This window comes from Streptomyces sp. NPDC048506, from assembly GCF_040651315.1.
In the GTDB taxonomy this organism is placed as follows: domain Bacteria; phylum Actinomycetota; class Actinomycetes; order Streptomycetales; family Streptomycetaceae; genus Streptomyces.
This window is the reverse complement of the sequence record NZ_JBEZIX010000008.1, coordinates 168,628-194,434: the sequence shown is the minus strand read 5'-3', so window position 1 is coordinate 194,434 and position 25,807 is coordinate 168,628. Positions and strand designations below refer to the sequence as shown.

Below are 25,807 nucleotides of genomic sequence, written 5' to 3'. Positions count from 1 at the left end.
CCGGCACCCCCGTGCGAGGAGCCACCGGGCCGCAACAACCTCGTAGAAGCCGGAGGCACGTGCGTTCTGCGCGCGTGGTGCAGCCCTGCCGAGGAGAGCTGAGTGATCGCTTCAGGTGCTTTCAAAGACGTGTCGCGGCCTGGACGAGGCCGGCGACGGCTCGGGACCGACTGTGGGGCGGCCATGCGATCAGGGTCGTCACCGTCGGTGCGTCAAGCACCGGCACGGCGGCGAGGTCGTCGCGCAGTTGGGCTCGGCACGACTCCGGCGCGATCCAGCAAGCGCGGCCGAGCGCGGTCAGCTGGAGCAGCTGCGCGTGGTCCCGAACCTGCGGACCGGGGCCGTCCGGGTACGTGCCGTCTCGGCCGGGCCAGCGCGGCATCGGCAGGCCGGGCAGCTCGGTGACATCGGTCAGCCGCACGTGGGTCCGGGCGGTGAGGGGATGCCCGGCCGGCAGGATCACGACCTGTCCCTCCGTGCGGAGTTCTTCGGTGTCGAACCCGACTGTTGAGTCGAACGGCCGGTGCAGCAGGGCCACGTCGGCCCGGCCGTCGCGCAGCAGTCGTTCCTGCTCGGCGGGGCCGCACAGGAGCAGGTCGACGGTGACCGCATCGGGTTCGGCTGCGTAGGCGTCGAGCAGTTTCGCCAGCAGTTCGCTGGACGCGCCGGCCTTCGTGGCGAGGACCACGCCGGCGTGGCCGGCCGCGGCGAGGGCGGCGCGACGGGTGCGACGCTCGGCGGCCTCGACCGCGTCCAGCGCCGCTCGGGCCTCCCGCAGGAGCACCGACCCGGCCTCCGTCAGGGTGACCGTGCGGCTGGTGCGTTCCAGCAGCGCCGCCCCGAGACGTCGTTCGAGTTGGTGGATCGCCCGCGACAGCGGGGGCTGCGCGATCCCGAGCCGCTGCGCGGCCCTCCCGAAGTGCAGCTCCTCGGCGACGGCGACGAAGTACCTCAACTCCCGTGTCTCCACGCTGTCATGGTACCGACCCCCACCAGTATCGATACCCACGCGGTATCGCTGCCCACCCAATCGGTGTTGGCCGGCTCCCGCTGCTCCCGGACAGGATTGGCCGCATGAGTGAACAGACGATCGCGCTGGTGACCGGCGCGAACAAGGGAATCGGGTATGAGATCGCGGCCGGTCTGGGCGCCCTCGGTTGGAAGGTTGGTGTCGGCGCCCGGGACGAGGAGCGTCGCGAGGGCGCCGTGGCGAAGCTGCGGGCGGCTGGCGTCGACGCGTTCGGCGTACCGCTCGACGTGACCGACGACGCGAGCGTGACCGCAGCCGCCGGGCTGATCGAGGACCGCGCCGGACGCCTCGACGTGCTCGTCAACAACGCCGGGATAACCGGCGGCGCGCCACAGATGCCCACCACCGTCGACGTCGCGACGGTGCGAGCGGCCGTGGAGACCAACGTGCTCGGCGTCATCCGCGTCACCAACGCGATGCTGCCCTTGCTACGCCGCTCGGCGTCGCCGCGGATCGTGAACATGTCCAGCAGTGTCGGCTCCCTCACCCGGCAGACCACTCCCGGCGCCGAAACAGGCCCGATCGCCGTCGCCTACGCGCCGTCGAAGACCTTCCTCAACGCCGTCACCGTCCAGTACGCCAAGGAGCTGCGCGACACGAACATCCTGATCAACGCCGCCTGCCCCGGCTTCTGCGCAACCGACCTCAACGGCTTTCGCGGCGTGCGCACCCCGGAGCAGGGCGCGGCGATCGCGATCCGGCTCGCGACCCTGCCCGATGACGGCTCCACCGGCGGCTTCTTCGACGACGCGGGGGAAGTGCCCTGGTGACCCGAATGCCGGTGAACGGCATTGACGCACCATCGACCACAGGGGCCCATACGTATCTTCTTGACCGGCGCGTCCGGCCGGATCGGCTCCGCCGTCGTCCCCGAGCTGGACGAGGCCGACGACGGCAGGCAGGAGTGAGCGTCAGGAGCCCACCAGATCACTCCGTTACCGGCAGGCACTCGGCGAGCAGGTCGACGATGTCGCACCAGGCCCGCTGTGCGTGCAGCGGGTGGTAGCCGACGCCGGGGCGCACGGTGTGGTCGACCGTTGGGTGGTGGAAGGCGTGCAGGGCTCCGCCGTAGACCACGAGGCGCCAGTCGACGCCCGCGGCCTGCATCTCGGCGGTGAACGCCTCCCGTTGCGCGGGCGCCATGATCAGGTCTTCCGACCCGACCCCGGCCCATACCGGGCAGCGGATATGCGCCGCCTCGCCCGGTCGGCCCGTGATCAGCCCGTTGACTGTCGCGATCGCGCGCAGGTCGACGCCGTCGCGCCCGAGTTCCAGCGCGATGGCGCCCCCGGTGCCGTAGCCGACGGCGGCGATCCGGTCGGGGTCGGTCCGCGGTTCGCCACGCAACACGTCGAGCGCCGCGTGGCCGATGCCCCGCATCCGGTCGGGGTCGGCGAGCAGCGGCATGCAACGGGCCAGCATCTCCTCGGGGTCGCCCAAATAGCGCCCGCCGTGGAGGTCGAAGGCCAGCGCCACGTATCCCAGCTCGGCCAGGGCATCGGCCCGGCGGCGCTCGACGTCGCTGAGCCCCGTCCCCTCGGGCCCGATCAGGACTGCGGGCCGGCGGTCGGCACCGGCGGGGAGCGCGAGGTGTCCGATCATCGTCAAGCCGTCGGCCTGGTATTCGACCGTACGCGTTGTGAACGTCGTCATGAGACTGGACTGTAGTTGCCGTCGAGCCCGGCCGGACCGGTGTTCACTGCTGGCAGACGGTGGCCTGTCCCGCACCGCTCACCGAGCCGGCGGCCAACCCGGCTCGTGCCGCCGTCACTTCCGTGACTTCCGTGCGACCCACAAGACGACCCCTTGCACATGTCATGTCGTGCACCTCTGTTCTGGCCGCCAGTCCCCGGAACAGAAGAGACCCGACTCCGTCACTCCCATTACGCGACTGCGTTGCGCGCCATACCCCCGTCCGTGCATCCAGGCGGCGCGGCGGGACGCAGGTGGATCCGTGTGACCCGCTACGAGGGGCTCACCGAACGACCGTCGCCACGAAGGGACATGCGTACCGACCGACATCGACTTCCCTTCGTTGCGCGAGCCAGACCGTTGCGCGAGCCAGGCCAGACCGCGGCCGTCTTCGACCGGGCCGCTCGACTTGGTCCCCAGCGTTCACGGCGTGGTACACGGTGCTCCCGACGCAGCCGGACCATCGCCCCGGGTCCGACATGTGTTGCAATGGTTGAGTGAAGTTTGAGCATGACAACATGGTCGGGGTCCGTCTGGCCGTTTCGCTGGTGAATCTCGAGTCGAGTGGTTCCTGGGGGGCCGAGGCGCTGGAGCGGGCACTGCGGGAGCATGCGATCCGGCGTTCGCGTGTCACTGGCTCGGCCGGTGAGGAGATCAGGGCGTGGTCGCGGCGTTTGAGGCCCGTTTTCGAGGCTGCCTCGCAGGGCGAACGGTGCGAGATGATCAACGCTCTGCTCGCGGAGGGCGCTGGCAGCGTGTACCTGACCACGCATGACGACTTGCGGCCGCATCTGCACTTCGCACCGGACGGCCAGGACGTCCGAAGCCGTGTGAAAGCCGTGACCGCAGGAGCTCTGGCCATCTTCACCATGGAGGCCGAGGGGGAACGGCTGGGCGTCTGCGCTCTGGACTCCTGCCGGACCGCCTTCGTCGACACCAGCCGCAACGGTCGCCGCGCCTACTGCTGCGCGCGCTGCGCCAACACCGATGCGGTCCGCCGCCACCGCATGAAGCGACGCTAGGTTGCAGGCGCTGTGTGCCAGACCAGTGCCAGGACGAGCGGGACGGCGGCGATGCCCAGAAGTGTCTGCGTCGCGGTGATCCCGGCCATCAGCGGTGCGTCGCCGCCGAGTTGCCTCGCCATGATGTACGAGGACGATGCCGTGGGCAGAGCCTGGAAGAGCACGGCGATGATCAGCGCCTGGGAGTCCAGGCCGACCGTCCGAGCCGCCAGGAAGGTCGCGGCGGGCATGAGAGCGAACTTGACGGATGACGACGTGAGGATCGGCGCCGTCCACGACCGTGCCGCACCGAACCGCAGCGCGGCGCCGATGCACAGCAGCCCCAGCGGCATCGAGGCGGCTCCGAGTGCCCGGAGCGCCGGCTCGATGCCCGGCGGCAGGCGCAGATCGAGTGCCTGGAGGAGGATGCCTGCTGCGCAGGCGAGGATGAGCGGGTTGGTCACCAGCTGTTTGACGATGCCCGTAAGGCGCAGGCGTGCGCTCCCGAACCGCGCGAAGACCAGCACGCACAGGACATTGACCGTGGGTACGATCGCCGCGTTGCAGACCGCGGCGGTGGCGACGCCCTGGGTGCCGTACAGGCCTGCGGCGATGGTCACGCCGATGTAGTTGTTGAACCTGACGCTGCCCTGGAACACCGAGGTGAAGCCGTCGTGCTTCAGGCGCATCATGGGCCTGAAGGCGATGACCAGCACGGCGACTGCCACCGTGGACGCGATCAGAGTGCCTGCCAGGGCCCGTACCGGCAGTTTGTCGGTGTCGGCCGTCGCCAGGCCGTGCAGGAACAGGGCCGGCAGCAGCACGTGATAGCCGAGGCGCTCGGCTTCGGACCAGAAGCCCTCGGCCGTGATCACCGATCGCCTGAGCGCGTGACCCAGCGCGATCATCAGGATGACCGGGATCAGCGCCTCGACGGTCAGTGCGATCACGTCGGGATCCCGTCCAGCGTGGCGACAGCGGCGATCTGGCTGACGGTCGCCGTCTGCGTGCAGTTCTGCGTCTGTACGGCGGTGATGCGACGGCCTTCCGCGCGGTACTCGACCGCGCGGTGGGCCCTCTCCAGGACGGGTGAACTGGAAGGTGCCACCGGGCCGCCAGTCACCGGTCATCCCTGCCCAAGGCGAACGGAACATCCGTAGAACCGCTGGCCGTTCCGTCTCGCTGGTGGGGGTGGGAAGAGCCGGTGCCCTGGGCACTGGGTGTCGAAGAGTGCATGCCGACAGGCTGCGGTAACACCGCCAGGCATGACAACCATTACAGGGTTTCCGTGAGAGGACCCAGCAGGACGGGCCCCCAAAGCAGCCGTGAGCCAGATCACGGTTGAGGTTGACCTTGGGGCGGGGTGGAAGCTCGTCGCAGCGGCGCGACGCATCCGGACATGACAGATTTGAAGGAGCAGAACACCATGCCCAACATCCTTTCCGACCAGGACAAGAGCACCCTTCGGACCGCCGCGTACGGTGCCCTGTCGCTGATGGCCGCCGCCACCGACTCGCCCCGCAAGGCCGCCACGAGTGCCTCGATCGCCCTGACGTCGGCGACCGGTCTGGTCGGGCACGTGCTCGCCGCGAAGGCCAAGGACATCGAACTGAAGGCCAGGACCGTCGCCGAACTCGCCGACCGGGTACTGCCGGCCCTGACCGCAGCCATGAAGCTGCTCGGCAAGCAAGCTCCGGCAGAAGCCGACAACTTCCGCAGCACCATCCTCCTCGCCGTCGAAGCCGCCCAGGTCCACCCGGACAAGCCCAGCACCACCACGGCCGAGATGGCCCGAAAGATCACTGCCGCCCTCGACGCCGCTGCCGGGCAGGATCGCCCGGAGCTGCAAAAAGCGATCGAGGAGATCGTCGATTCCGGTTTCGTCGGGGTGTCGCTGCGCGTGCACGATGAGCGGGGCGAGTGGGTCGGCAGCGCCGGGGCGGCCGAGCTGGGCGGGGCCGCGAAGCCGCCGACGAACGGGCATGTCCGGATCGGCAGCAACACCAAGACCTTCACCGCGACCCTGGTGCTGCAACTGGTGGCCGAAGGAAAGATCGGACTGGACATCCCGGCGGCGGACTATCTTCCCGAGTTCGGGCTGGACGAGCGGATCACGGTGCGGATGCTGTTGCAGCACACCAGCGGGGTGTTCAACTTCAGCGGCGAGGTCTACGACGACGGGACGGTCGCGCTGGGGATCCCCATCCCCTACAGCACCACGGGTCAGGAGTGGGTGGACAACCGGTTCAAGTCCTACCAGCCCGAGGAGCTGGTACGGCTGGCGCTGTCCAAGCCGGCACGGTTCGAGCCGGGGACGGACTGGAGCTACTCCAACACCAACTACGTGCTGGCCAGGCTGCTGATCGAGAAGGTCACCGGCCGCTCGTGCGCCGAAGTGACCCAGGAGCGGATCCTGGGGCCGCTCGGCCTGTCGGGCACCGTGGTGCCGGACACCTCACCGGAGATCCCCGAACCGCACGCCCACGCCTACTACCGGTACGAGGACGCCGGCCGGCAGAAGACGGTCGACGTCACCCGCCACAACCCCTCCTGGATCTCCGCCGGCGGTGACATGATCTCCACCACCCAGGACCTCCACACGTTCATCTCCGCGCTGGTGGGCGGCGAGCTCCTGCCGGCCAAGCTGCTGGCCGAGATGTGCACGCCGCATCCCAAGAGCGGCTTCGGCCTGGGCTTGCGCGTGCAGGACGCGGGCCCCGACGGCGGCACCGTCCTCTTCCACAACGGCGCCTCCGTGGGCCACGCGGCGCTGATGTACAGCACGCCCGACGGCAGCAAGACCCTGACCGCCGCACTGAACTGCGTGGACGACGCCGATCTGTCCATAGGCGAGGCGTTCCAGAAGGCGATGCAGAGGCTCGTCAACGAGGTGTTCTGCGACGGGCAGGCCGATCCGGCCCAGCCGACGGACTGAACGCCCGGGGACCCGTTCGCCTTGAGGGTCGACCCCTTCCGATCGTGCATCGGGTAGAACGCGAACCGGGCCACGCCGAGCTCAACGAGCTCGGCGTGGCCGGTCCACACGCTCGGTTGTGGTTCGCGTAGTGGCCGACCGCGAGCACAAGGCAGGCTGAGCAGAAGAAGAACGGAGCACCGGGCTGTGGTCGTCTCCTGGCTGGGGATGTCACTCCGACGAGTGCTACCAGGGCACCGGCCGATCCTGGTAGTTGAGGAATTTCAGGCCCGGTTCACCGCCGTGGCGGTCGATCGTGTCCACCACGCCCGGGACGGACTGGTCGATGGTCAGAGGTGCGTCCGGTCCGCCGAGTTCGGTGCGGACATGGCCAGGACAGATGAGCAGCAGAGTGTGCCTGGCGTCGGCGTAGCGGGCGGCGTAGCTGCGCATCAGCTGGTTCAGGGCGGACTTGCCGGCGCGGTAGACGTCGTGACCGCCGTGGGTGTTCAGGCTGAGGCTGCCTTGGCGCGAGGACATGACGCCGATGGTCCCGGTCGGCGCGACCAGCGAGCGGAAGGATTCGACCACGCGCATCGGGCTGAGCGCATTGGTGACCATGACCTCGACGAACATCTCCGTCGGGACCTCGCCGACGGGAATGTCGCCCCGCGTGATGGCGGCGTTGACGAACAGCAGGTCCAGGGTGCGCTCCGCCAGGCGTTCGCGTAGCGCGGCGATCTCCTCCGGCTCCGTCATGTCCAGCGACTCGACGGTGACGCGACCATCCGATGCCTCGGCCAGGTCGTGCAGGCCGGTGCGCCGATCGCCCCGGACCGTCCCGATGACGTCCCAACCCCGCTGCACGTACTCGGTGGCCAGGCCGAGCCCGAGGGTCCGGGACGCCCCGACGATGAGCGCGGTCCCGGCGCTCATGCCCGGACCGCCGGCTTGAGGACCTGCTCACACCACTCGCGGAAGGTCGTCGGGCTCGCGGTCTGCGGGGTGCGCCGCACCCCGTCGTCGAGGCCCTCGTCCTTGGCCCGCATCATGTCGAGGTAGCCCTGCACGAGCGCGTCCCCGGTGCCGTGTCCGGCGAGTGAGGTGCCGAATGCGTCGAGCGTCTGCCGCTCGTAGCGGATCGGGCGGCCGAGCACCTCGGACATGATGCGCGCCAGGTCGTTCGGCGAAAGGTCCTCGGGGCCCAGTACCGGGACCTCGCCCGTCCCCGTCCACGAGCGGTCGAGCAGGAGGTCGGCGGCGGCCGCGGCGATGTCCCGGGTGGCGGCCGTCGGTGCCTTGCGGTCAGCGGTGACGGTACCGGTGAACACGCCGTCGTCGCGGATCGAGGCGACCTGCCACAGCAGGTTGTCGATGAAGGTCGGGTTGGCGAGCGCCCGGTAGGCCACGCCCGTACTCGCGATGAGGTCGTCCATGGCCAGCGACGCCGTCACGTGCCCGGCGCGGCCGGCGACGGGGGTGCCCCGGCCGAGCGCCGAGACACCGACGACGTGTCCGACTCCGTGGGTCGTGAACGCCTTCGCGGCAGCGCGGGTGAACCCGGAGTACGTGGCGTCCAGGCTCTGCGCCTGTGGGTTCGGCGGGACCAGCCAGAAGACGGCGTCCGCACCGGCGAAGGCCCGGTCGACGACCTCGGCGTCGCCGTGCGAGCCGGTGACGACGTCGACGCGGGCGCGGACCACGTCGGGAAGTTTCCCGGGGTCGCGCACGATGACGCGCAGCTCCTCGCCGCGCGTGCGGGTCTCGCCGAGGAGGATCTCCAGGAGCCGGCCGCCGATCTGGCCGGTGGGAGCGGTAATGACGATCATGCGTCAAGTCTTGGGGCGGCCATCCGTGGCGTCCAATACCCTTCCCGACAATTGATACCTTCAGGGCATGGATCTCGATCTGCGCAAGCTCCGCTACTTCGCCACGGTGGCCGAGCACCGGCACTTCGGCCGGGCGGCGGAGCAGCTCTACATCACCCAGCCGGTTCTCAGTCGTCAGATCAGGTCTTTCGAGCGGGAGTTGGGGTGCGCACTGCTCGTGCGGACCACCCGCAGCGTGGAGCTGACCGCCGCCGGGACTCAGCTCTACGAGGAGGCGCAGCTGATCCTCCCGTCGGTCACCGCGGCGGTGCGGCGCGTGCACGACGTCGATCAGGGCGCCCAACGGCTCGTGGTCGCCTTCTCCCCCGGGCTCCATGTGTCGGATGCGATCCGGGCGTTCGCGTCGCGCCACCCGGACGTCGAGACCGACGTCGTCCCGGCACGCTGGTGGGAGCAGGACCGGCCGCTCCGGGACGGCCGTGCCCAAGTCGGTTACCTGCGGCGGCCATTCGACGATTCGGGCTTGCGCACCATTGCCATCGGCCACGAGCCCAGGGTCGCCTGCATGCCCGTGGCGCACCCACTGGCGGGCCGTCAGGAACTCACCACCGCAGACCTCGACGGCGAGCGGATGCTCGACATACCAAAGCGGCGGACAGCGTCGCTTGAAGAGAAGTTCGAGCTCATCGCCTCCGGGCACGGCATCGCGCTCATCCCGTTGAGCGTCGCGCGGTCCTACTCCCGCCCCGACCTCACCCACCTCCCCGTCACAGATGCCCCAGGGATGGAGACTTGCCTGGCGGTCGCAGCGGACCGGCGCGAGAAGCTGCTGGGCGACTTCCTGGAGATCGCCACCGCGACACTGCGGCACACCTGAGCCGCGATGCCCGATGCGGCGCCAAGGGATGCCCGATGGGTCACGGACCGCCCGGCCCGTGACCCATCAGGACCGTGCCTAATGCAGGCGGGCCGCTGTGCTGCTCGGTACCGGGAGCGGGACTGCGGCGCAGGTGGTGTCGGTGGCCGGGACCGCTCCGTGCAGGAGGTAGCCCTCGACCAGGTCGTCGACGCAGGCGTTGTGGCTTTGGAACTGCCCGTGGTCGCCGCCGCCGAGGACCGTCACCAGGCGCGAGCCGGGCAGGGCCCAGTGGTCGCGCAGTGCCCCCTCGTAGTACGTGGCGGGGTCGTGAACCGAGTTCAGCATGAGCACGGGGGGCAGGCCCCGTCCGGTGACCTGGATGTGTGGCGCGCGGGAGTGCGGCCAGGCGGCGCAGACCGAGGCGAAGGCCAACGAACGGGCGCCCACCAGCGGGTACTTGCGCGTGGCGCGGTCGCTCTGCGCGATCCAGTAATCGGCGCTGCGGTTCCAGGGAGTGTCGTTGCAGACGACGGAGAGGAAGTCCGCGACGAAGTCGGCGTCCATGGGATGTGCCATCGCCGCGGCGAGGGCCTTCTGGGCGGCGGGCGGTGCGGTATCGGGGTGTTCCAGGACCGTCAGGGCCGAGGCGAGCTTCTCGAAGCCCGGGTCGGCCTGGTAGATCGCGTTGCTGGTGGCGACGTCCAGTTGGTCGGGGGTGATGGTCGTCCCGTCGAGGACCAGTGGGTGCTCGTGCAGTCCGCGGCGCAGGCGTTCGAAGGATGCCTTGGCCTCCGCGCGAGTGCGACCCTGGTGGTAGACGTTGTCGTTCTTCGCCAGCCAGGGGAGGAAGTCCTGTTCGAACCGGCGCTGGAAGCTCATCGGCTGGACTTCCATGAACGACTGCCAGGAGCCGGTGTAGTCGATGTTGCTGTCGAGGACCATGCGCTGCACGCGGTGGGGGAACTCGGTCGCGTAGTAGGCACCGAGGAGGGTGGCGTAGGACGGACCGTAGTAGGAGATCTTGTCGACCCCGAGGAGGGATCGGTAGAGGTCCATGTCGTGCACGGCCTGGTCGGTGGTGATGAACGGCAGCAGGCCGCCGGAGTGGCGTTCGCAGTCGCGGACGAAGGCGCGTGCCCGGGCGAAGGTCTGCCGGATCGCGTCGGTGGACCGGACGCGTTTGTCGCCGGAGAAGTAGGCGTCAACCGTCGGCTGGTCGGCACAGGTCACCTTGGTGCTGCTGCCGACACCACGCTGGTCGAAGCCGACGATGTCGTAAGCGGCGGCGAGCTTGGGTGCGTAGGCCGCCAGTCCTGCGGGCCGCTTGAGGCCCGAGGCTCCGGGGCCGCCGGCGGCCATCATCAACACGCCGCGCCGTCCGGCCGGATCGGTTGCCCGGTGTCGGGAGACCGCCACGGTGAGGCTGGGCCCCTGTTCCGGGTGGTGCCAGTCCCGTGGGACGGACATGGCCGCGCACTCCAGCGCACCAGAGGCACAGGGCTGCCAGTCGAGCTTCTGGTTCAGGTATCGGGTCGGCGTGCGCACGGCGCCCGACGGGGAGGCGTCGGCAGCCGTGGCGCTGTTCGTCCCGGCGAGCGGCAGGGCTGCTGCTGCGAGCAGCGTGGACGCGGCAACAGCCGCCCAGCGCACGGATTTCCTGGGTATGGGCACGGTTTCCCCTCTGAGGAGTGTCGGTCCCTTCGATACTCGGCGGCCCGAACCTGGTGATCAATGAAGCCACTTTCCGGATCAGGGGTGGTGCTGGTGCCACCCCTGACCCCGCGCCTGCCCCGGCTCCTGCCCCCGCCCCGCCCGTTGAGGGCGGCGGGCGACAATGTCGTAGTGCACTGCAAAACGGGAGTGCGATTAGACTTCGCGCCATGAGTGAAGGGCTGCGGGAGCGCAAGAAGCGGCAGACGCGGCAGCGTATCTCCGAGACGGCCCTCGCCCTGTTCGTGGCGCGGGGCTTCGACAACGTCACCATCGCCGAGGTCGCCGCGGCGGCGGACGTCTCGGTCAACACGCTGTACAACTACTACGAGGCCAAGGAAGACCTCGTGCTGCCGCCGGACGAGGCGTCCCCGCAGCGGCTGGCCGACATCGTGCGCGCCCGCCGGCCCGGAGAGTCCGCGGCGGGGGCCGTGCTCGCCCGGCTCCGGGACGAACTGCGGCGCCGCGACCGCGCGGTGGGCCTGACCGCGGGCTTCGGCCCGGTGTTCGAGATGATGCGGGCCGCCCCGACGCTCACCGCCCGCCTGGAGCACCTCGGCCGGCAGATGACCGAGGCGCTCACCGCGGTCCTGGTCGAGGAGACCGGGGCCCGGCCCGACGACCAGACGCCGCGCGTGGTGGCCAGCCAGATCGGCTGGTTCCACTCGCTGGTCTACAGCGAGATCGGCCGGCGCATCGTGGCGGGCGAGAAGCCCGCCACGATCGCCACGGCCCTGCTGGAGCTCCTCGACCTCGTCGAGGAGATGCTGGGCGGACCTGCGCTCGCCTACGCCACGCGCGAGGACTGAACGACCCGGCACGTCCGCCCCCGGCATGTGCGGGGGCGGATGTGCCGTCGTGGTGTCAGCGCGGCGGCAATCTCAGCGCAGTGGCAGCGTCAGCTCGGACGGGTCGGTCGCGGTGGAGCCGAACGACACGGTGCTCCCCCGCGGCGTACGGCCCCCGTACAGCGGGTCCTTGGTGTCCACGACCAGCGCCAGCCGGTGCCCGGCGGGCAGGTCGTAGGCGGTGGTGAAGAGGGATACGTCGAGGGGGAAGGCACGCCCCGGCCGCTGGCCGGACCAGCTCTGCGGGGCGTGCGAGATCAGCTTCCCCACGCCCAGCGCGTTCACGTCGTAGAGATAGGCGAACGCGGTGCCCTGCGCCGCGGAGGCGGTGACCGTCGTGTGCAACCGCGCGGCACCACGGATGTGCTGCACCGCCGCACCGGGGTCCGACTGCCACACGGCAGCGGAGCGACGGGGCAGCAGCGGGACCACGACGGTCGGCGGCAGGGCGGCGACCTGGTCGAGCAGCCCGGACAGTACGGCCACCCCGCCGTCGGCCCCCGAATCCGTGCCACCGGCGACCTGCTTCCGCCAGCCGGTCCCGGCCGTTCCGCCCAGCGCTCCGGTGCCCAGGAGGTTCGGGGCGCCCAGACGCAGGTGTGCGGTCCGCGAGCTGACGGCCCGCCAGTCCGGATAGCTCTCCTGCGTACCGCTCGGCCGGACGTCCAGTTGCACGGGCCGGTCGGCAGCGGCACGGCCGCCGGTGCCCTTGAGGTGCCGGTCGAGCCAACGGTGCGCGCTCGCCCAGGTGGCGTTGTCCAGCCCCAGCATTCCCGTCAGCTCCTGGGTCGCGTGGTCCCCGGGGCGCAGTTCGAGCCGCTTGGGCACGGTGAGCCGCTGGTAGAAGTCGGTCATCTGGCTGGGGTTGAAGACGCTGTCGCCCCAGGCGTTGGCCAGGAAGACGGCGGTGCCGTGGGCGTTGATGCGGTCCACGTACGTGGCCGGGGACCGGGTGCGGGCCCATGCCACGACCTTCGGGAGGTCGCGGTCGGCGTAGAGGTCCGCCAGCATCCGCGCGAACTCCGGGCTCCGGCGGCCGGTGGGCGTCTGGATGGCGGCGAGCAGCGCGGCGGCCTGGAGGTGCCGGGTCCGGCCGCTGTAGAGCGAGTCGGCCAGGTCGCCCCAGCCGCTCAACGAGGCCACCGCCTTGATCCGCGGGTCGAAGGCGGCACCCAGCAGGGTGAGGCCGCCGCCCAGCGAGAGCCCCAGCATGCCGATGTGCCGGCGGTCGGCCGGCGTGTGGGCGAGCGCCCAGTCGATCACCGCGGACAGATCGGCCACGTCCTTGGGCCCCGCCACGTCGACCTCCCCACCGGAGCGCCAGAAGCCGCGCACGGTGTAGGTGACGGCGACATAGCCCTCGGCGGCCAGTTGCCTGCCCTGGGCGACGTACTCCAGGTCGTTCTGGCCCCAGCTGGCCGGCTGCACGACCAGCGGGTGGCGGCCCGCGCGGTCGGCGCCGGGGGTGCCGGGAGCCGGGGTGAACACGTTCGCCTTGAGGACGATGCCGTCCTTCATGGGGATGTCGACCATACGGAACGAGGGCGCGGTGTGTGCGGCGGCGGTGGTCGCGGAGCGGGCCGGCGGGGCCGCGGACGCGGGTTGCGTGGCGAGCCCACCGCTGAGCGCAAGTGCCATCACCAGCACGGCAGTTGTCGTCCTGCGCCGGCCGTGCTGCCTGCCGGGAAAACGGCGGGGTCGCGCCATCGTTGCTCCATCGGGATCTGACCGCGGTGCCACAGCGGCACTCGTCTCGTGCGGTGGTTGGGAGCGTACGGGCGCGCCATCGGCCCGGGTGAGATCATGATCAGCCAAAAATTACCCGCGGGTAACGCCGTGTCGGCCACGGCCGCCCGGCCCGTCCTCGGAGGCAGGTTTCGGTGTCCGGACCGTCGGCGGGCTACCCGAGGGGGCGGCGGTCGACCGGAGTGAGCGGGGCGCGGGTGGCCACCTCCGTACGGCGCGCGCCGGACCACGGGGCCGGCACCGCCTCGATGGCGCGCGCCAGTTGGTGGGCGAGCGGCTCGTAGTTGACCCGCCAGCCGCGGAAGTGCGGCCACGCCTCCTCCGGTGTGCGTTCCATCGGATAGCCCTGGGCCGTCATGCGGTCCACGCCCCGCAGAAAGTCCTGGTAGTCCAGCCGCAGCACATCGTCCGGGTGGGGGTCGCGGTCGTAGGGGATGGACTCGATGTCGGCGATCTCGCGCAGGCACATGAAGCCCGCCCGCAGCGCCATCCGCGCCTGGGCCTGCGACTGCGAGGGGTTGAAGGCCAGTTGCAGGGCCGCGGCGTCCATCACGGACAGCAGGGCGATCAGCCAGTTGCGGTGCGCCTTCGGGGAGCGGAAGTGGACCAGGATCGGGTAGGTGGTGTGGCTCTCGCTCACCCCGGCACTCCACCGCTCCCACGTGCGGAAGAGCTCGGTGAGTTGGTCCAGCAGTCCCACCTGCGCGTAGCGGGCGAGGATCTCCGGCCCCCACGCCGGGCTCCCCGCCCGGGCCTGCAACAGGGTGACCTCGGTCTCCCTGCGCTGATAGGCGCCGTAGAGCGCGGGCAGATAGCCCACCTGGAGGCCGATCACGATCGGGCCGGTGACGGCGGCACAGAAGTCGATGGCGTTCAGCGTCACGCGGTTGCCGCTGGCGAAGCCGAGCGTGAAGAGCGAGGAGCCCGACTCGGTCAACGCCTCCCGGGCGCCGAGGTCGCTCACCGCGGCCTCCAGCAGCGCGTAGCCCACCATGAACGACACCAGCCAGCAGAGCAGGGTGACGACGATGGCCAGCGGCGCCATGGGAGCGAGCACCCGGTCCTTGGCCTCCGCGCTCGGCAACCGGTCGGCCACCAGGCAAAACGGCCGGAGCACCAGACGCTGGACGAAGCGACTGAAGCCGGAACGCGTCGGACGCGGAATCACCAGCGAGTGCAGCACCGAGGAGAACATGCCGAGCACGATGACGGCACCGGCGACACCCCACACCACCCGCACCGCGACCCACTCCTTCTCGCACCCCGTCGCCTCGACGGAGGAAGCGTACGCGGCGCCGTCCCCGCGACGCCGCCGACCCGGCGCGTGGTCGGCCGGCCGGCTCCCCCAGGGACGGCCGGGTCGCCTACGGTTCGGCGGAACCGGCCGCCCACGCCTCGGGGCGCGGATGGCCGGTTCCGCCGCCGGTCACCACGGGCTCTGGTCGAACCCGGTGAGCGCCCGCCACAGCGCGCGGAACGCCACGCCCGGGCGGTCGTTGAAGTCACCGCTGAGCGGGATCAGCTCCAACAGGTCGAGTGCGGCGGAGAAGTGTCCGCACTCGGCGGCACGCCAGATCAACAGCTCGGTGGGGTGCCGTCGTTGGGCGTGCGGTGTGCGCTGTATCTCGTCATGCGCGGCCCTCAACTCCGCGATGTCCTGGTCGGTCGGGGTACGGGGCCGGATCGGCGCGGTACCGGCGGTGGCGGCCTGCCGGGCCCGTTCGAGCAGCTCGTCGTCGACGGCCCAGTTGTGCCCTCCCCACCCCTCCACCAAGTCCGGGCGCCCGGCCTCGGCGAGCGCGATCAGCACCTCGTAGGGGACCTCCCAGCCGGGCAACTGCTGGCAGGCGTGGGCGAGGTCGATCCGGCCACTGCGGATCAGATGGACCAGCCACTCCGGCTCCGAGGTGTAGCCGTCCGGCGGATGCGTCGCGCGGTCCGCCAGGACGGCGCGGGCCAGGTCCTCGCGTCCGCACTCCACCATCGAGTGCAGCACCGCCAGGTGGTCCTCCCACGGATTGGGGTCGATGGTGATGGCCGCGCGGGCGCGCCGGAACCAGTCCTCGGCGCGCCCGGGGTCGCCCAGTGCCTGGCAGGCGGCGGCGAACGACGCGGCGGTGTCGGCATCGACCTCCGTGCCGGCGTCCCCGTCGAGGACGGACTCGGCCCGGCTGAACGCGCCGTGTGCCGGTTCCCTCCGCCCCGCGCGGGCGAGCAGCACGGCGACGTCCGCGGCCGCGGCGGCATGGGCCATCTCCTCGGGGATGTCGTCGACCAACGCCAGGGCGGCCTCCGGCTCGCCGTGCCGGGCGCGCAGCCGGGCGGCGGCCCGCAGGTGCGCGCCGATGTGGTAGCCCCAGCTGAGGACGTCGAGGTGGGCGGTGCTGTGGCGGGCCACCTCGTACAGCGCGTCCACGCCCGCGGTGTTCGGCGGCGGCCACGGTGCGGGCTCGTCGCAGTGCGCCAACTCCTCCAGGTCCTCGCGGTACTCGCGGAGCAGCGCGGCGTCCTCGGAGTCGGGGAGGTCGGCGGCGGTGCGGGCGTCGGGCAGCACCCGCAGCGCGCCCCACCGCACCGGCCAGGCGTACCGGCCCCCCACCGCCCAGGCCAGTGCGGAGTCCAGCGCCTGCGCGCGGTCGGCCGGGGCGATGACCACGTCGGGCTGAAGTGTCATCGCCCAGGTCCGGTCGTCGAGGGCGAAGACCTGCCGCTCGAACTCGTACAGGACGTCGCCCTCCAGGGGGCGGGACCCCTCGGGGACGCGCAGGAAGCCGAAGTCGCCGAGGACCTCACCGGTCTCGGCGCGCACGAACCGTACGCGGGTCTCGGCGACCAGCACCAGCGTGTCGTCGGCGCCCCAGTGCACCGCACGGGCGCCCTCCGCGGGCATGCTGCGCAGGCGCCGGGCGCGGGCGGGACGCGTCAGGGACCAGACCTCGACGGTGTCCTCGTAGGTCAGGCAGGCGGCGCGGTCACCTCCGGGCGCCCAGGCCCAGGCGTTGCGGTCGCCCTCCCACCGCTCGTCGTCCGCCCACTCCGGGTGCGGAATGGCGACGCTGCCGACGTGGTCGTCCTCGTCGAAGATGTGCACCGCGGGTGCGGCGGTGTCCGATCCGGGGGTCAGCACGGCCAGCCGGTTGGTGGCGCCCCCGGGGGCCCAGCGCAGCGAGCAAGGCCGGCCGAGGACGAAGGGGCCGCAGCGGATCCGCCCGTCATCCGCATTGCGGAAGAACAGCCCTCGGGTGGTGACGACGGCGACGAGGCGGCCGTCCGGGCTGGGCAGGGCGAGCTTGGCGGGGGCGTACCAGAGCACGGCGCGGGTCGAGGCGTCCACGCCCAGGGCGTTGGCGCCGAACAGGCGGGTGCCGTCGCGCGACCAGACCGGCCGTTCGATCCACTGTCCGACGCGGAAGTCGTCGTGGTCGTCCGCCGGTTCGGCCTCGTCGAAGCCCCGCCGTACGGCGTCGGGCAGGCGCCGCGCCATGAGGTACGGATGGTCGGTGTCGACGTGGTTGGGCAGCCAGGACAACGCGCCGCGGTCCAACGGGACGAGGCAGCCCTGTAGTCCGCCGTCGCCGTTCGTGCCGCAGTGGTGGTAGACGCTGCGTCCGTCGGGGGAGAGCGCGAACGCGGACGGGCGGGAGTTGCCGTCCGTCACATCGGCCGTGGCGATCGGGTCCGGGGTGTCGTCGGCGGGGTTCCACACCCCCACCCGGTTGGTGCCGTAGGCCATGGCCAGGCGGGTGGAGTCGGCGGACCATTGGATGGTGCCCGCGTAGTCGGGCCATCCGATGCCGCCCTCGATGCCGGGCACGGTGTTGACGCACCGTCCGGTGGCCACCTCCCAGATCTGTAGGACGCCGCCCTCGTCGTAGTCGTCGCCGACCCAGCTGCCGGTGGCGAGGTAGCGGCCGTCGGGGCTCAGGGCGTGCCCCACGATCTCCACGTCGTGGCCGTACGGGTGCAGCAGCCGCGGCTCGACCGCCTCGCGCAGCCGGCGGGTGGCCAGCCGGTGGGCGTCCGTCACCCCCGCGCTGTCCTCCAGTGCGGTCAGACGGGCGCGCAACGGCGGCAGATCGCGATCCGGGGTGAAGGCCGACCAGTCGGCGCCGTCCAGGAGGGCGCACAGCGCCTGGGAGTCGGCCGTGGCGGCGAGGGCGTCCGGTGACAGGAACGGCCGCGGGTCCGTCCCGGCGGTGGCGGTGACGCCCTTGTTCTCCTCGCGTTCCAGCATGCCCAGCAGTGCGTCTTCGTCGAGGTCCGGCGTGCGGAGCATGGCGTCCGTGCGGGGCAGGGGGCCGCGCTCTCCATGGGCGAGGAAGATTAAGTCCGTCTGCTCGGTCACCGCGTCCGCCACCCGGGCGCCGAGCGCCTCCAGCCGGCGTATCGCCTCGTCCTTCCCGACGGAGGAGAAGGCTCCGTACAGCGCAACAGTGCGCCCCTTGAGTTCCATGGCAACGGGACCCTACTAGGCGCCACTGACACCGCCCGACCGCCCTGCCTCCCGGAGTTCATCGCGGATTTGCCCCGGCCCGGGGGCGGTGTGCCACAGTGAACCGTCCGGGCGGCCGGGCGCGCCGAGTGCGCCGTCGCCGCCGGGCTCCCCTGCTCCACAGACGGACGGTTCCGGCCGCGCAGCCTGCGTGCCCGGGGCGTCCCCCTCCCCTCCGTCCTTGTGCAGAGAGCGATGCAGGCAACGACCCTCGTACCCCGGACCGCCGACCTCTTCGACCAGGGCCTGGAGCGGCAGGCAGGCTCCGCCCTGCTGCGCTTCGGTGCCGCGCGGCACCGCCCGACCGGCCGGATCAGTTGGTCCGGCGACGGCGCCGCCGCCTGGCTCGACGAAGCCCGTGGGCATGTGTGGAGCGTCGGCTCACCCACGGCCGCCGCGGGCCTCGTCCTGCGCGCCGCACACCAACTCCCGGACATCGTGCGGGAGTTCACGGCACCCCGGGGCACCGATGCACTGGTCGGGCGCCATCTGGCCGTGACGGACGTGGTCGAGTGGGTCTTCCGCTGGACGTTGGAGGAACCGCCCGTGCACCCGGCGGAGGAGCGCGTGGTGGAGCTCGACGGGGCCGACCATGAGGAGCTGCTGGCCTTCCTCACCCGGCACAGCCCGGCCCACTCGACCGGCCCCGGGTCCGCCGACGTCGGCCTCTGGGCCGGCATCCGCGGCGCGGACGGTCCGCTGGTGGCCTGTGGAGCCCTGAGCAGCCTGCGGGACAGCGGCGCTCCCCTGATGGCGTCCGTCGCCACGGACGCCGACCGGCGCGGCCAGGGGCTCGGCGCGGCGCTGACCTCATGGCTGACCCGGCACGCGGTCCGCCGCCACGGGTTCTGCACCCTGTGGCAGCTCGCCGACAACTCCCCCGCCGAACGGCTCTACACCCGCCTCGGATACCGCAACGAGGACCCGTGCGTGGCCGCCCGCATCGCCACGCCGTGACCTGCTCAGGCGCCCTTCCGTCGGCGAGCGGCTGACCTGGCCGCGTCGTCGGCGCGGCCGCCCGCGCCGATCAGGCCGGGCGCCGCGAGGTCGCCGCGGCTCTCCAGGACCGGCATGGCGGTACGGAAGAGGCGGGTGGCCAGCCCCGGCAGCCCGGCCCGTACGACCTGGGCGGCGCGCACCCACGGCTGGCCGTAGAGGATCGTCGCCCGCCGTTCCACCCCGCGGACCAGGCGGTCGGCGACGGGCTGCGGCGGATAGACCTTCCCCATGGGCCAGGGCAGGTGCGCACGGAGTTCCCGCAGTACGGGCGCGTGGATCATGTCGGTGTCGGCCCAGCTGAGATAGGCGATCCCGACGTCGACTCCGCGCGGGGAGACCTCGGCGCGGACCGCGTGGGCGAACGCCTCGGCCCCGGCCTTGGAGGCGCAGTACGCCGACATCATGGGAACCGGTGTCAGCGCCGCCAGCGAGGCGATCTGGAGGTAGTAGCCGCGGGTGGCGAGGAGGCCGGGGAGGAAGGCGCGGACGGTCTGCGCGCTGCCGACGAGGTTGACGTCGACGACCCGGCGCCAGACGTCCGGATCGGACTGTAGGAAGGGGCTGCCGGCGACCACGCCGGCGTTGGCGACCAGCACCGAGGGCGGCCCCAGGCGGCGCTGCACGTCGTCGGCGCACTCGGCCAGGGCGTCCCGGTCCGTGACGTCGACCGACCAGCCGTACGCGCGCCCCGGGTACGACCGCGCGAGCCGCTCCAGCGCGGCCGCTTCCAATCCGACCAGCGCCACCGTCGCCCCGCGTCGCACCAGGGCGCGTGCCAGACACGCCCCCAGGCCCCGGGCCGCGCCCGTCACCACCGCGACCCGCCCCGAGAGCGGCTGCCGTGCGCCGGTGCGTCTGCCGGTCATGTCCCACTCCGCGAGCTGCCCGGGGGCCGAGGCCACTGGTCGTCCACGGTAGTGCCGCCGTTCCGGGGGCGCCCGCCGGGCATCTGACACCGCCCCAGAGGGCTGCTGCCATTCGTGGCACCTCCCCGGTCCCCGGCCGCAAGTTCACCCTGCCGGCTCGTGCGGGCGCGCGCTCGGCGCGGGGGCGACATATCTCTGGAGACGAGGGCAGCACCGGCTGTCCCGGCATGAAGAAGGAGATCTGATGCGAAATCGCTTGATGCAGCGCGCCGCACTGGGTGCGGCGGCGACTCTGCTGGCCGGTGGCGCCGTCATGGCGGGATCCGGGACCGCGTCCGCAGCTCCCGTGGATGACCGGGGGTCGGCTGCGGCATCGGTGTCCATCGCCTATGGCGGCTTCGACAGCCACGGCCGCGGGCACCACGGCAACAAGGGCCGGCACTGCAGCTGCGGCTTCAGCAAGCACGGACACCACAAGAAATTCCACGGCCTCGGCATCCTGAAGCTGCTGCACTGGATTCTCTGACGAGGCCCCCGCGAGCCGCCTCGGCGGTGAGGTGAGCGCATCTCCGGAGCTCACCTCACCCCCGGGGCCTCGGCTTCCCCACATACCGGGAGCGGATGCCCGGAACACTGCCTGACGACTGGCGGAGCGCCCCTCCGGCCGGTCGTCAGGCCGTTTGCCGCCGGCCCGCGCGAGGGGAGGCCCGGCGTTCCGCTCCGTTCGGCCGATCCCCGGAGCGGCCCCGGCATGGGAATATTCGCCGCGAATGGGTACATCTTGACAGGCGTCCGGGCGCGATCTATGCAGTTGATGTAGCGGGCTCGGTCTCCGATATCAGCAGGTGGGAGTGGTTGCGCGGGGAGGCCGGAGGAGCCGCGGGGCGCCCGGCCGACGGCGTGGTCGCACCACCGCCTCTCCACCACCCCCGGCGTGGGCCCGCTCACCGAGCGGGCCGCAAGACGAGGAGAAGACCATGGCACGAGCAGTCGGCATCGACCTCGGGACGACGAATTCGGTGGTCAGCGTGCTGGAGGGCGGTGAGCCCACGGTCATCGCCAATGCCGAGGGTGCCCGGACCACCCCCTCGGTGGTCGGCTTCGCCAAGGGCGGCGAGGTGCTGGTCGGCGAGATCGCGAAACGGCAGGCCGTGACGAACGTCGAACGCACCGTGCGCTCGGTCAAACGCCACATGGGGGACCCGGAGTGGCGCTTCCCGGAGAGCGGTGACATCGACGGCAAGCGGTACACCGCGCAGGAGATCTCGGCGCGTGTGCTGCAAAAGCTCAAGCGGGACGCCGAGGAGTACCTGGGCGAGGACGTGACGGATGCCGTGGTCACCGTTCCGGCGTACTTCAACGACGCACAGCGCACCGCGACCAAGGAGGCCGGTGAGATCGCGGGGCTGACGGTCCTGCGGATCGTCAACGAGCCGACCGCCGCAGCGCTGGCGTACGGCCTCGACAAGGAGAACGACCAGACGATCCTGGTCTTCGACCTCGGTGGCGGCACCTTCGACGTCTCGCTGCTGGAGATCGGCGAGGGTGTCGTCGAGGTGAAGGCCACCAACGGCGACACCCACCTCGGTGGTGACGACTGGGACCAGCGGATCGTCGATCACCTGGCCAAGCAGTTCAAGAACGGGTACGGGATCGATCTGTCACAGGACAAGATGGCCACCCAGCGGCTGCGCGAGGCCGCCGAGAAGGCGAAGATCGAGCTCTCCGCCGCCAGCGAGACGACCATCAACCTCCCGTACCTCAGCGCGTCCCCCGAGGGGCCGCTGCACCTGGAGGAGAAGCTCACCCGGTCCCAGTTCGAGCAGATGACCGCCGACCTCCTGGAGCGGTGCAAGACGCCCTTCCACAACGCGGTCGAGGACGCGAGGATCAAGGTCGCCGACATCAACCACGTGATCCTGGTCGGCGGGTCGACCCGGATGCCGGCGGTGACCCAACTGGTCAAGGAGCTGACCGGGAAGGACCCGCACAAGGGCGTCAACCCGGACGAGGTCGTCGCCATCGGCGCCACCCTTCAGGCCGGTGTCCTCAAGGGCGAGGTCAAGGACGTCCTCCTGCTGGACGTCACCCCGCTGTCCCTCGGCATCGAGACCAAGGGCGGCATCATGACCAAGCTCATCGAGCGGAACACCACGATCCCGACCAAGCGCTCGGAGATCTTCACCACCGCCGAGGACAACCAGCCGTCCGTGCAGATCCAGGTCTTCCAAGGCGAGCGCGAGATCGCGGCGTACAACAAGAAGCTCGGCATGTTCCAGCTGACCGGTCTGCCGCCGGCCCCGCGCGGTGTCCCACAGATCGAGGTCTCCTTCGACATCGACGCCAACGGCATCATGCACGTGACCGCGAAGGACCTGGGCACCGGCAAGGAGCAGAAGATGACCGTCACCGGCGGCTCCTCGCTCCCCAAGGACGACATCGACCAGATGGTCCGCGACGCCGAGCGGCACGCCGAGGAGGACCGTCGCCGGCGGGAGGCCGCGGAGACGCGCAACCAGGGCGAGCAGCTCGTCTACCAGACCGAGAAGTTCCTCAAGGACAACGAGGACAAGGTCCCCGCCGAGGTGAGGACCGAGGTCGAGACCGCCGTCGGCGAGCTCAAGGAGAAGCTCAAGGGCGGGTCCGCCGACGGCGACAACACCGCCGAGATCCGCACCGCCAGCGAGCGGCTCGCGGCGGTCTCCCAGAAGCTGGGCCAGGCCATGTACGCCGACGCACAGGCCGCGCAGGCCGCCGCGGGTGGCGCCGAGGGCACTGCCGCCGGCGGGCAGCAGGCCAAGGCCGAGGGCGCCGAGGACGACGTGGTGGACGCCGAGATCGTCGACGACGACAAGCAGGAAGGGAGCGGACGATGAACCGCCCGACCGATGTCGGCGGCCTGCCCCGCCCTCCGCTGGCGCTCGTCGGGCACCGGCCGGAGGACCGCCCCGGGCCGCGCCGCCCGCGCGACGCCACTCCCGAGGAGACGTCGCCACCGCCGTCGGCGACGCCGTCCCGCTCGGAGCCGGCCGCCGGTGCCGTGCCGCCGGGGTCCGACGAGACGCGGCTCGCGGCCGAACTGCGGGAGCGCACGGCCGACCTGCAACGGCTGAAGGCCGAGTTCGACAACTACCGCAGGCGGATCCACCGCGACCGGTTGGCGGTCGGCCAGATCGCCGTGGTCAATGTGCTGGAGCGGCTGCTGCCGGTGCTCGACGCGGTCGCCGAGGCCGCCGCGCAGGGCGAGGTGACCGGTGGGTTCCGGCGCGTCACCCGGATCCTCGAAGCGGAGTTGACGTCGCTGGGCCTGGAGTCCGTCGGCGCGGAGGGCGAGCTCTTCGACCCGACCGTCCACGAGGCGATGACCTACACCCCGGTGGACCGGGCCGGGCACGCCACCTGTACCACCGTCCTCCGCCAGGGCTACCGGGTGGGAGACCGGCTGCTGCGGCCGGCCCAGGTGGCCGTCACGGGCGAACCGCCGGCGGCGCGCTGACCGACGGCGCACGGCGGCGTCAGGCGACCTTGGCGCAGATCATGGTGCCGCCGTCGTAGACGTTCCACGAGTAGCGGTAGCGGCCGGCCTCGGCCGGGCAGGCGTTCGTCCCGGACGAGGCCGACATGACCGCCGTGACCTGCATGATGTAGTTGAAGCCGCGCGGCACCTTGGTCGCGTTGCAACTCCACATGGTGAGCAGGTTGGCGCTGCCGGGCTGGCTGCCCGAGGCCTTCGCCAGGAAGCACTGGCCGGTGCGGAACTGCCGCTCCACGCACAGTGTCGTGGACGAGGAGTCGTCGGCGGTGTGCCGCCAGCTGCCGCGGCCCCGGCCGATCGAGCAGACCGCCGGTCCGTCCCTCGCCGTCAGCACCCGCAGGTAGGCGTTGACCGCTCCGCAGCCGACCTCCTCCGGTGCCGCGCGGCTCCAGTCCCCGTAGCCGTTCTGGTACGCGTCGAGGCAGTCGCCGGCCCGTACGGACGCGAAGGCCTGGTCGGTCGCGCTGCGGGTGGGGGACGCGGAGGGCGTGGGCGAGGTATCGCTGCCGCCGCCGGTGGACGAGCCGGACGCGCCTGACGAGCCACCGCCCGACGAACTCCCGTACGTGTCGGTGCTCGGACCGCTCCCGCCGCTCGTGGACGATCCGCCCGTGGCCGAGCCGCCCGTCGTCAGGGTGCCGAGTCCGCCGGTCGAGTAGGCGCTGCTCGGCGACGGGCCGCTCGACGGGCCGCCGGACGAGCCGGAGGTGCTGTCGCTGTTCCACGGATGCCAGAAGAAGAGCGCCACCACGGCGGCCAGCACCGCCCACCCGAGGCAACCGCCGTCCCCGGAACTCTTCTTCGGGCTGGTGACCGCCTTCTTCGGGGCCGGCGCCACCCTCTTCGGGGCCGGCGGCGTCTTCTTCGGTCCCTGCGGCGTCTTCTTCGGAGCCTGCGCCGCCTGCTTCGGGCCCTGCACTGCCTTCTTCGGAGCCTGCGGCACCTGCTTCCGGGCCTGCGCGGCGCGGCCCTGCGCGCCTTTGCGTGGCCCGGCCTGCGCGGCGCGCTGCTGCCGATCCCGCTCCTCGCCCGCCTTCCGCACCCGCTCCGCACGGGCCTTCCACTCCCGCGCCTCGCGCGCCTGCCGCTCCCGTTCCCGGGGTTCGCGGCGCTCGCGCTCCTGACGCTCCCAGCGCTGCTTGTTCGCCTCCAGGACGTTCGTCGCCCGCGCCCAGGTGTAGACGCGGGTCGGCTTCGGCGGCGGCACCGGCTGCGTCACTCCGTCGATCGGCGGCGCCGGTGCACTGTCGCCCTCGCGCAGCGCCCGTCCGTGCGCCGCGTACTCCTCGATCAGCCGGGTCCAGCGTGCCGGCAGCCGCTGTGCGTCGCGCCGGAACGTCGGTGGACCGTCGAGCTCCTGCCGGCAGCGCAGCAACAACGCGGAAGGTCCCGGTCGTTCGGACGGATCGACGGCCAGGCACGGGCGGATCAGCGGAGCCAGGTCCTCCGGGAGCCCCGCCAGGTCGAGTTCCCCGCGCTGTACGAGCGCCAGCAGCCGGATGGTGTCCTCGGTGTCGGGGTAGGGCGGGCGGCCGACGGCGAGGTGGAAGAGGGTGGCGCCCAGCGCGTACACGTCGGACGCCGGGGTGGACGGCTCGGCGCGCGCCTGCTCCGGCGAGGTGAAGGCGATGGTTCCCAGCGTCAGCGACGTACGGGTGAGGTCGTTGGCGTGCGAGATGCCGAAGTCGATGAGGCGCGGCCCGGACAGCGGCAGCAGGATGTTCTGGGGTTTGACGTCCCGGTGGACGATTTTCTCGTCGTGCAGCGCCATCAGCGCCTGCGCGCTGCCGGCTGCGATCCAGTACACCGCCGGTCCGGGCAGCCGGCCCGCCCGGCGCACCAGCTCCGACAGAGCCGGCGCCGGTATGTACTCGATGGCCATCCAGGGCCGCTCGGCGTCCGGATCGGCGTCGCGCACCCGGGCGGTGTAGGCGCTGTCGATCCGCCGGGCCAGCTTCACCTCGCGGGCGAACCGCCGGCGGTCGGTGTCGCTGACGACGCCCTCGGCGAGCAGCGTCTTGACGGCGACGAGCGCATCGTCCGCCGCGGACCGTGCCAGGTAGATCCGCCCCATGCCACCGGAGCCGAGTCGACCCAGCAGCTGGTACGGACCCAGCCGCTGCGGATCGTCCCCGCCGAGCGGCCTGATTCCCCCTCCGGCCATCCCGTGCCACCCTCCCCCTGGTTCCCCGTGTCGTGACACAGGTCAAACAGTGCCACGACACGGGGAGTTGAGGAAGCTCCAGCAGGGCCCCGCGACCCGCCGGGGCTCGCGACCGGGCGGTC

Annotated in this window: 21 protein-coding genes; 9 read left to right on the top strand and 12 right to left on the bottom strand. The window is 71.6% G+C overall.

Annotated elements, in window-relative coordinates:
- Positions 1 to 121: 121 nt before the first annotated feature.
- A complete protein-coding gene (locus tag AB0C96_RS08840; protein WP_362915141.1) occupies positions 122 to 970 on the bottom strand; it encodes a LysR family transcriptional regulator in 849 nt (282 codons plus the stop codon).
- A gap of 104 nt (positions 971 to 1,074) precedes the next feature.
- Here AB0C96_RS08840 and AB0C96_RS08835 point away from each other — a divergent pair, with 104 nt between their 5' ends.
- Complete coding sequence (locus AB0C96_RS08835; RefSeq protein WP_362915139.1) at positions 1,075 to 1,800, top strand: SDR family oxidoreductase; 726 nt, start codon at positions 1,075 to 1,077, stop codon at positions 1,798 to 1,800.
- 157 nt (positions 1,801 to 1,957) lie between these two features.
- Here the strand turns inward: AB0C96_RS08835 and AB0C96_RS08830 are convergent, their stop codons facing one another.
- A complete protein-coding gene (locus AB0C96_RS08830) occupies positions 1,958 to 2,683 on the bottom strand; it encodes a dienelactone hydrolase family protein (protein WP_362915138.1) in 726 nt (241 codons plus the stop codon).
- A 536-nt stretch (positions 2,684 to 3,219) separates the two neighbouring features.
- Between AB0C96_RS08830 and AB0C96_RS08825 the strand changes: the two genes are divergently transcribed.
- The gene (locus tag AB0C96_RS08825; protein ID WP_362915136.1) at positions 3,220 to 3,744 is read left to right on the top strand and encodes a CGNR zinc finger domain-containing protein; all 525 of its coding nucleotides are present in this window, start codon (positions 3,220 to 3,222) and stop codon (positions 3,742 to 3,744) included.
- On the opposite strand, the gene AB0C96_RS08820 is transcribed toward AB0C96_RS08825, so the two are convergent.
- Both AB0C96_RS08820 and AB0C96_RS08815 read right to left on the bottom strand, forming a co-directional pair.
- Positions 3,741 to 4,673 carry an AEC family transporter gene (locus tag AB0C96_RS08820; RefSeq protein ID WP_362915134.1) on the bottom strand — a complete coding sequence of 311 codons (933 nt, stop codon included), beginning with the start codon at positions 4,671 to 4,673 and terminating at the stop codon, positions 3,741 to 3,743. The genes AB0C96_RS08825 and AB0C96_RS08820 overlap by 4 nt on opposite strands.
- Positions 4,670 to 4,846 carry a hypothetical protein gene (locus AB0C96_RS08815; protein ID WP_362915132.1) on the bottom strand — a complete coding sequence of 59 codons (177 nt, stop codon included), beginning with the start codon at positions 4,844 to 4,846 and terminating at the stop codon, positions 4,670 to 4,672. Before AB0C96_RS08815 ends, AB0C96_RS08820 begins: the two co-directional genes overlap by 4 nt.
- Before the next feature lie 663 nt (positions 4,847 to 5,509).
- Here AB0C96_RS08815 and AB0C96_RS08810 point away from each other — a divergent pair.
- The gene (locus AB0C96_RS08810) at positions 5,510 to 6,658 is read left to right on the top strand and encodes a serine hydrolase domain-containing protein (RefSeq protein ID WP_362915215.1); all 1,149 of its coding nucleotides are present in this window, start codon (positions 5,510 to 5,512) and stop codon (positions 6,656 to 6,658) included.
- A 225-nt stretch (positions 6,659 to 6,883) separates the two neighbouring features.
- Here AB0C96_RS08810 and AB0C96_RS08805 read toward each other — a convergent pair whose 3' ends face one another.
- Both AB0C96_RS08805 and AB0C96_RS08800 read right to left on the bottom strand, forming a co-directional pair.
- On the bottom strand, positions 6,884 to 7,573 hold the full coding sequence (locus AB0C96_RS08805; RefSeq protein WP_362915130.1) for an SDR family oxidoreductase: 690 nt from the start codon (positions 7,571 to 7,573) through the stop codon (positions 6,884 to 6,886).
- Positions 7,570 to 8,466: an NAD(P)H-binding protein gene (locus AB0C96_RS08800; RefSeq protein WP_362915128.1), complete on the bottom strand. Its 897-nt coding sequence runs from the start codon at positions 8,464 to 8,466 to the stop codon at positions 7,570 to 7,572. Before AB0C96_RS08800 ends, AB0C96_RS08805 begins: the two co-directional genes overlap by 4 nt.
- A gap of 67 nt (positions 8,467 to 8,533) precedes the next feature.
- On the opposite strand from AB0C96_RS08800, the gene AB0C96_RS08795 reads away from it, so the two are divergent.
- The gene (locus AB0C96_RS08795; protein ID WP_362915126.1) at positions 8,534 to 9,343 is read left to right on the top strand and encodes a LysR substrate-binding domain-containing protein; all 810 of its coding nucleotides are present in this window, start codon (positions 8,534 to 8,536) and stop codon (positions 9,341 to 9,343) included.
- A gap of 78 nt (positions 9,344 to 9,421) precedes the next feature.
- Here AB0C96_RS08795 and AB0C96_RS08790 read toward each other — a convergent pair whose 3' ends face one another.
- The gene (locus AB0C96_RS08790) at positions 9,422 to 10,996 is read right to left on the bottom strand and encodes an alpha/beta hydrolase (protein ID WP_362915124.1); all 1,575 of its coding nucleotides are present in this window, start codon (positions 10,994 to 10,996) and stop codon (positions 9,422 to 9,424) included.
- A 209-nt stretch (positions 10,997 to 11,205) separates the two neighbouring features.
- On the opposite strand from AB0C96_RS08790, the gene AB0C96_RS08785 reads away from it, so the two are divergent.
- A complete protein-coding gene (locus tag AB0C96_RS08785; RefSeq protein WP_362915122.1) occupies positions 11,206 to 11,844 on the top strand; it encodes a TetR/AcrR family transcriptional regulator in 639 nt (212 codons plus the stop codon).
- Between the two features lie 72 nt (positions 11,845 to 11,916).
- On the opposite strand, the gene AB0C96_RS08780 is transcribed toward AB0C96_RS08785, so the two are convergent.
- The 3 genes from AB0C96_RS08780 to AB0C96_RS08770 all read right to left on the bottom strand — a co-directional run bounded on the left by AB0C96_RS08780 (position 11,917) and on the right by AB0C96_RS08770 (position 18,082).
- Positions 11,917 to 13,521, bottom strand: a complete 1,605-nt coding sequence (locus AB0C96_RS08780; protein WP_362915120.1) for a CocE/NonD family hydrolase — start codon at positions 13,519 to 13,521, stop codon at positions 11,917 to 11,919.
- A 262-nt stretch (positions 13,522 to 13,783) separates the two neighbouring features.
- Entirely contained in the window at positions 13,784 to 14,869 is a 1,086-nt protein-coding gene (locus AB0C96_RS08775) for a hypothetical protein (protein ID WP_362915118.1), read from the bottom strand.
- Between the two features lie 186 nt (positions 14,870 to 15,055).
- On the bottom strand, positions 15,056 to 18,082 hold the full coding sequence (locus AB0C96_RS08770; RefSeq protein ID WP_362915116.1) for a hypothetical protein: 3,027 nt from the start codon (positions 18,080 to 18,082) through the stop codon (positions 15,056 to 15,058).
- Positions 18,083 to 18,316: 234 nt separating this feature from the next.
- On the opposite strand from AB0C96_RS08770, the gene AB0C96_RS08765 reads away from it, so the two are divergent.
- Entirely contained in the window at positions 18,317 to 19,078 is a 762-nt protein-coding gene (locus tag AB0C96_RS08765) for a GNAT family N-acetyltransferase (protein ID WP_362915114.1), read from the top strand.
- 5 nt (positions 19,079 to 19,083) lie between these two features.
- On the opposite strand, the gene AB0C96_RS08760 is transcribed toward AB0C96_RS08765, so the two are convergent.
- Complete coding sequence (locus AB0C96_RS08760; RefSeq protein ID WP_362915112.1) at positions 19,084 to 19,986, bottom strand: SDR family oxidoreductase; 903 nt, start codon at positions 19,984 to 19,986, stop codon at positions 19,084 to 19,086.
- Positions 19,987 to 20,230: 244 nt separating this feature from the next.
- On the opposite strand from AB0C96_RS08760, the gene AB0C96_RS08755 reads away from it, so the two are divergent.
- From AB0C96_RS08755 to grpE, 3 genes are all read left to right on the top strand, one after another.
- Complete coding sequence (locus AB0C96_RS08755) at positions 20,231 to 20,512, top strand: hypothetical protein (protein WP_362915110.1); 282 nt, start codon at positions 20,231 to 20,233, stop codon at positions 20,510 to 20,512.
- Between the two features lie 451 nt (positions 20,513 to 20,963).
- Positions 20,964 to 22,862, top strand: coding sequence for a molecular chaperone DnaK (gene dnaK / locus AB0C96_RS08750; RefSeq protein WP_362915108.1), 1,899 nt, complete (start codon positions 20,964 to 20,966; stop codon positions 22,860 to 22,862).
- Positions 22,859 to 23,482: a nucleotide exchange factor GrpE gene (gene grpE / locus AB0C96_RS08745; protein WP_362915106.1), complete on the top strand. Its 624-nt coding sequence runs from the start codon at positions 22,859 to 22,861 to the stop codon at positions 23,480 to 23,482. Before dnaK ends, grpE begins: the two co-directional genes overlap by 4 nt.
- 19 nt (positions 23,483 to 23,501) lie before the next feature.
- Here grpE and AB0C96_RS08740 read toward each other — a convergent pair whose 3' ends face one another.
- Positions 23,502 to 25,685 carry a protein kinase gene (locus AB0C96_RS08740; protein ID WP_362915104.1) on the bottom strand — a complete coding sequence of 728 codons (2,184 nt, stop codon included), beginning with the start codon at positions 25,683 to 25,685 and terminating at the stop codon, positions 23,502 to 23,504.
- Positions 25,686 to 25,807 lie beyond the last annotated feature (122 nt).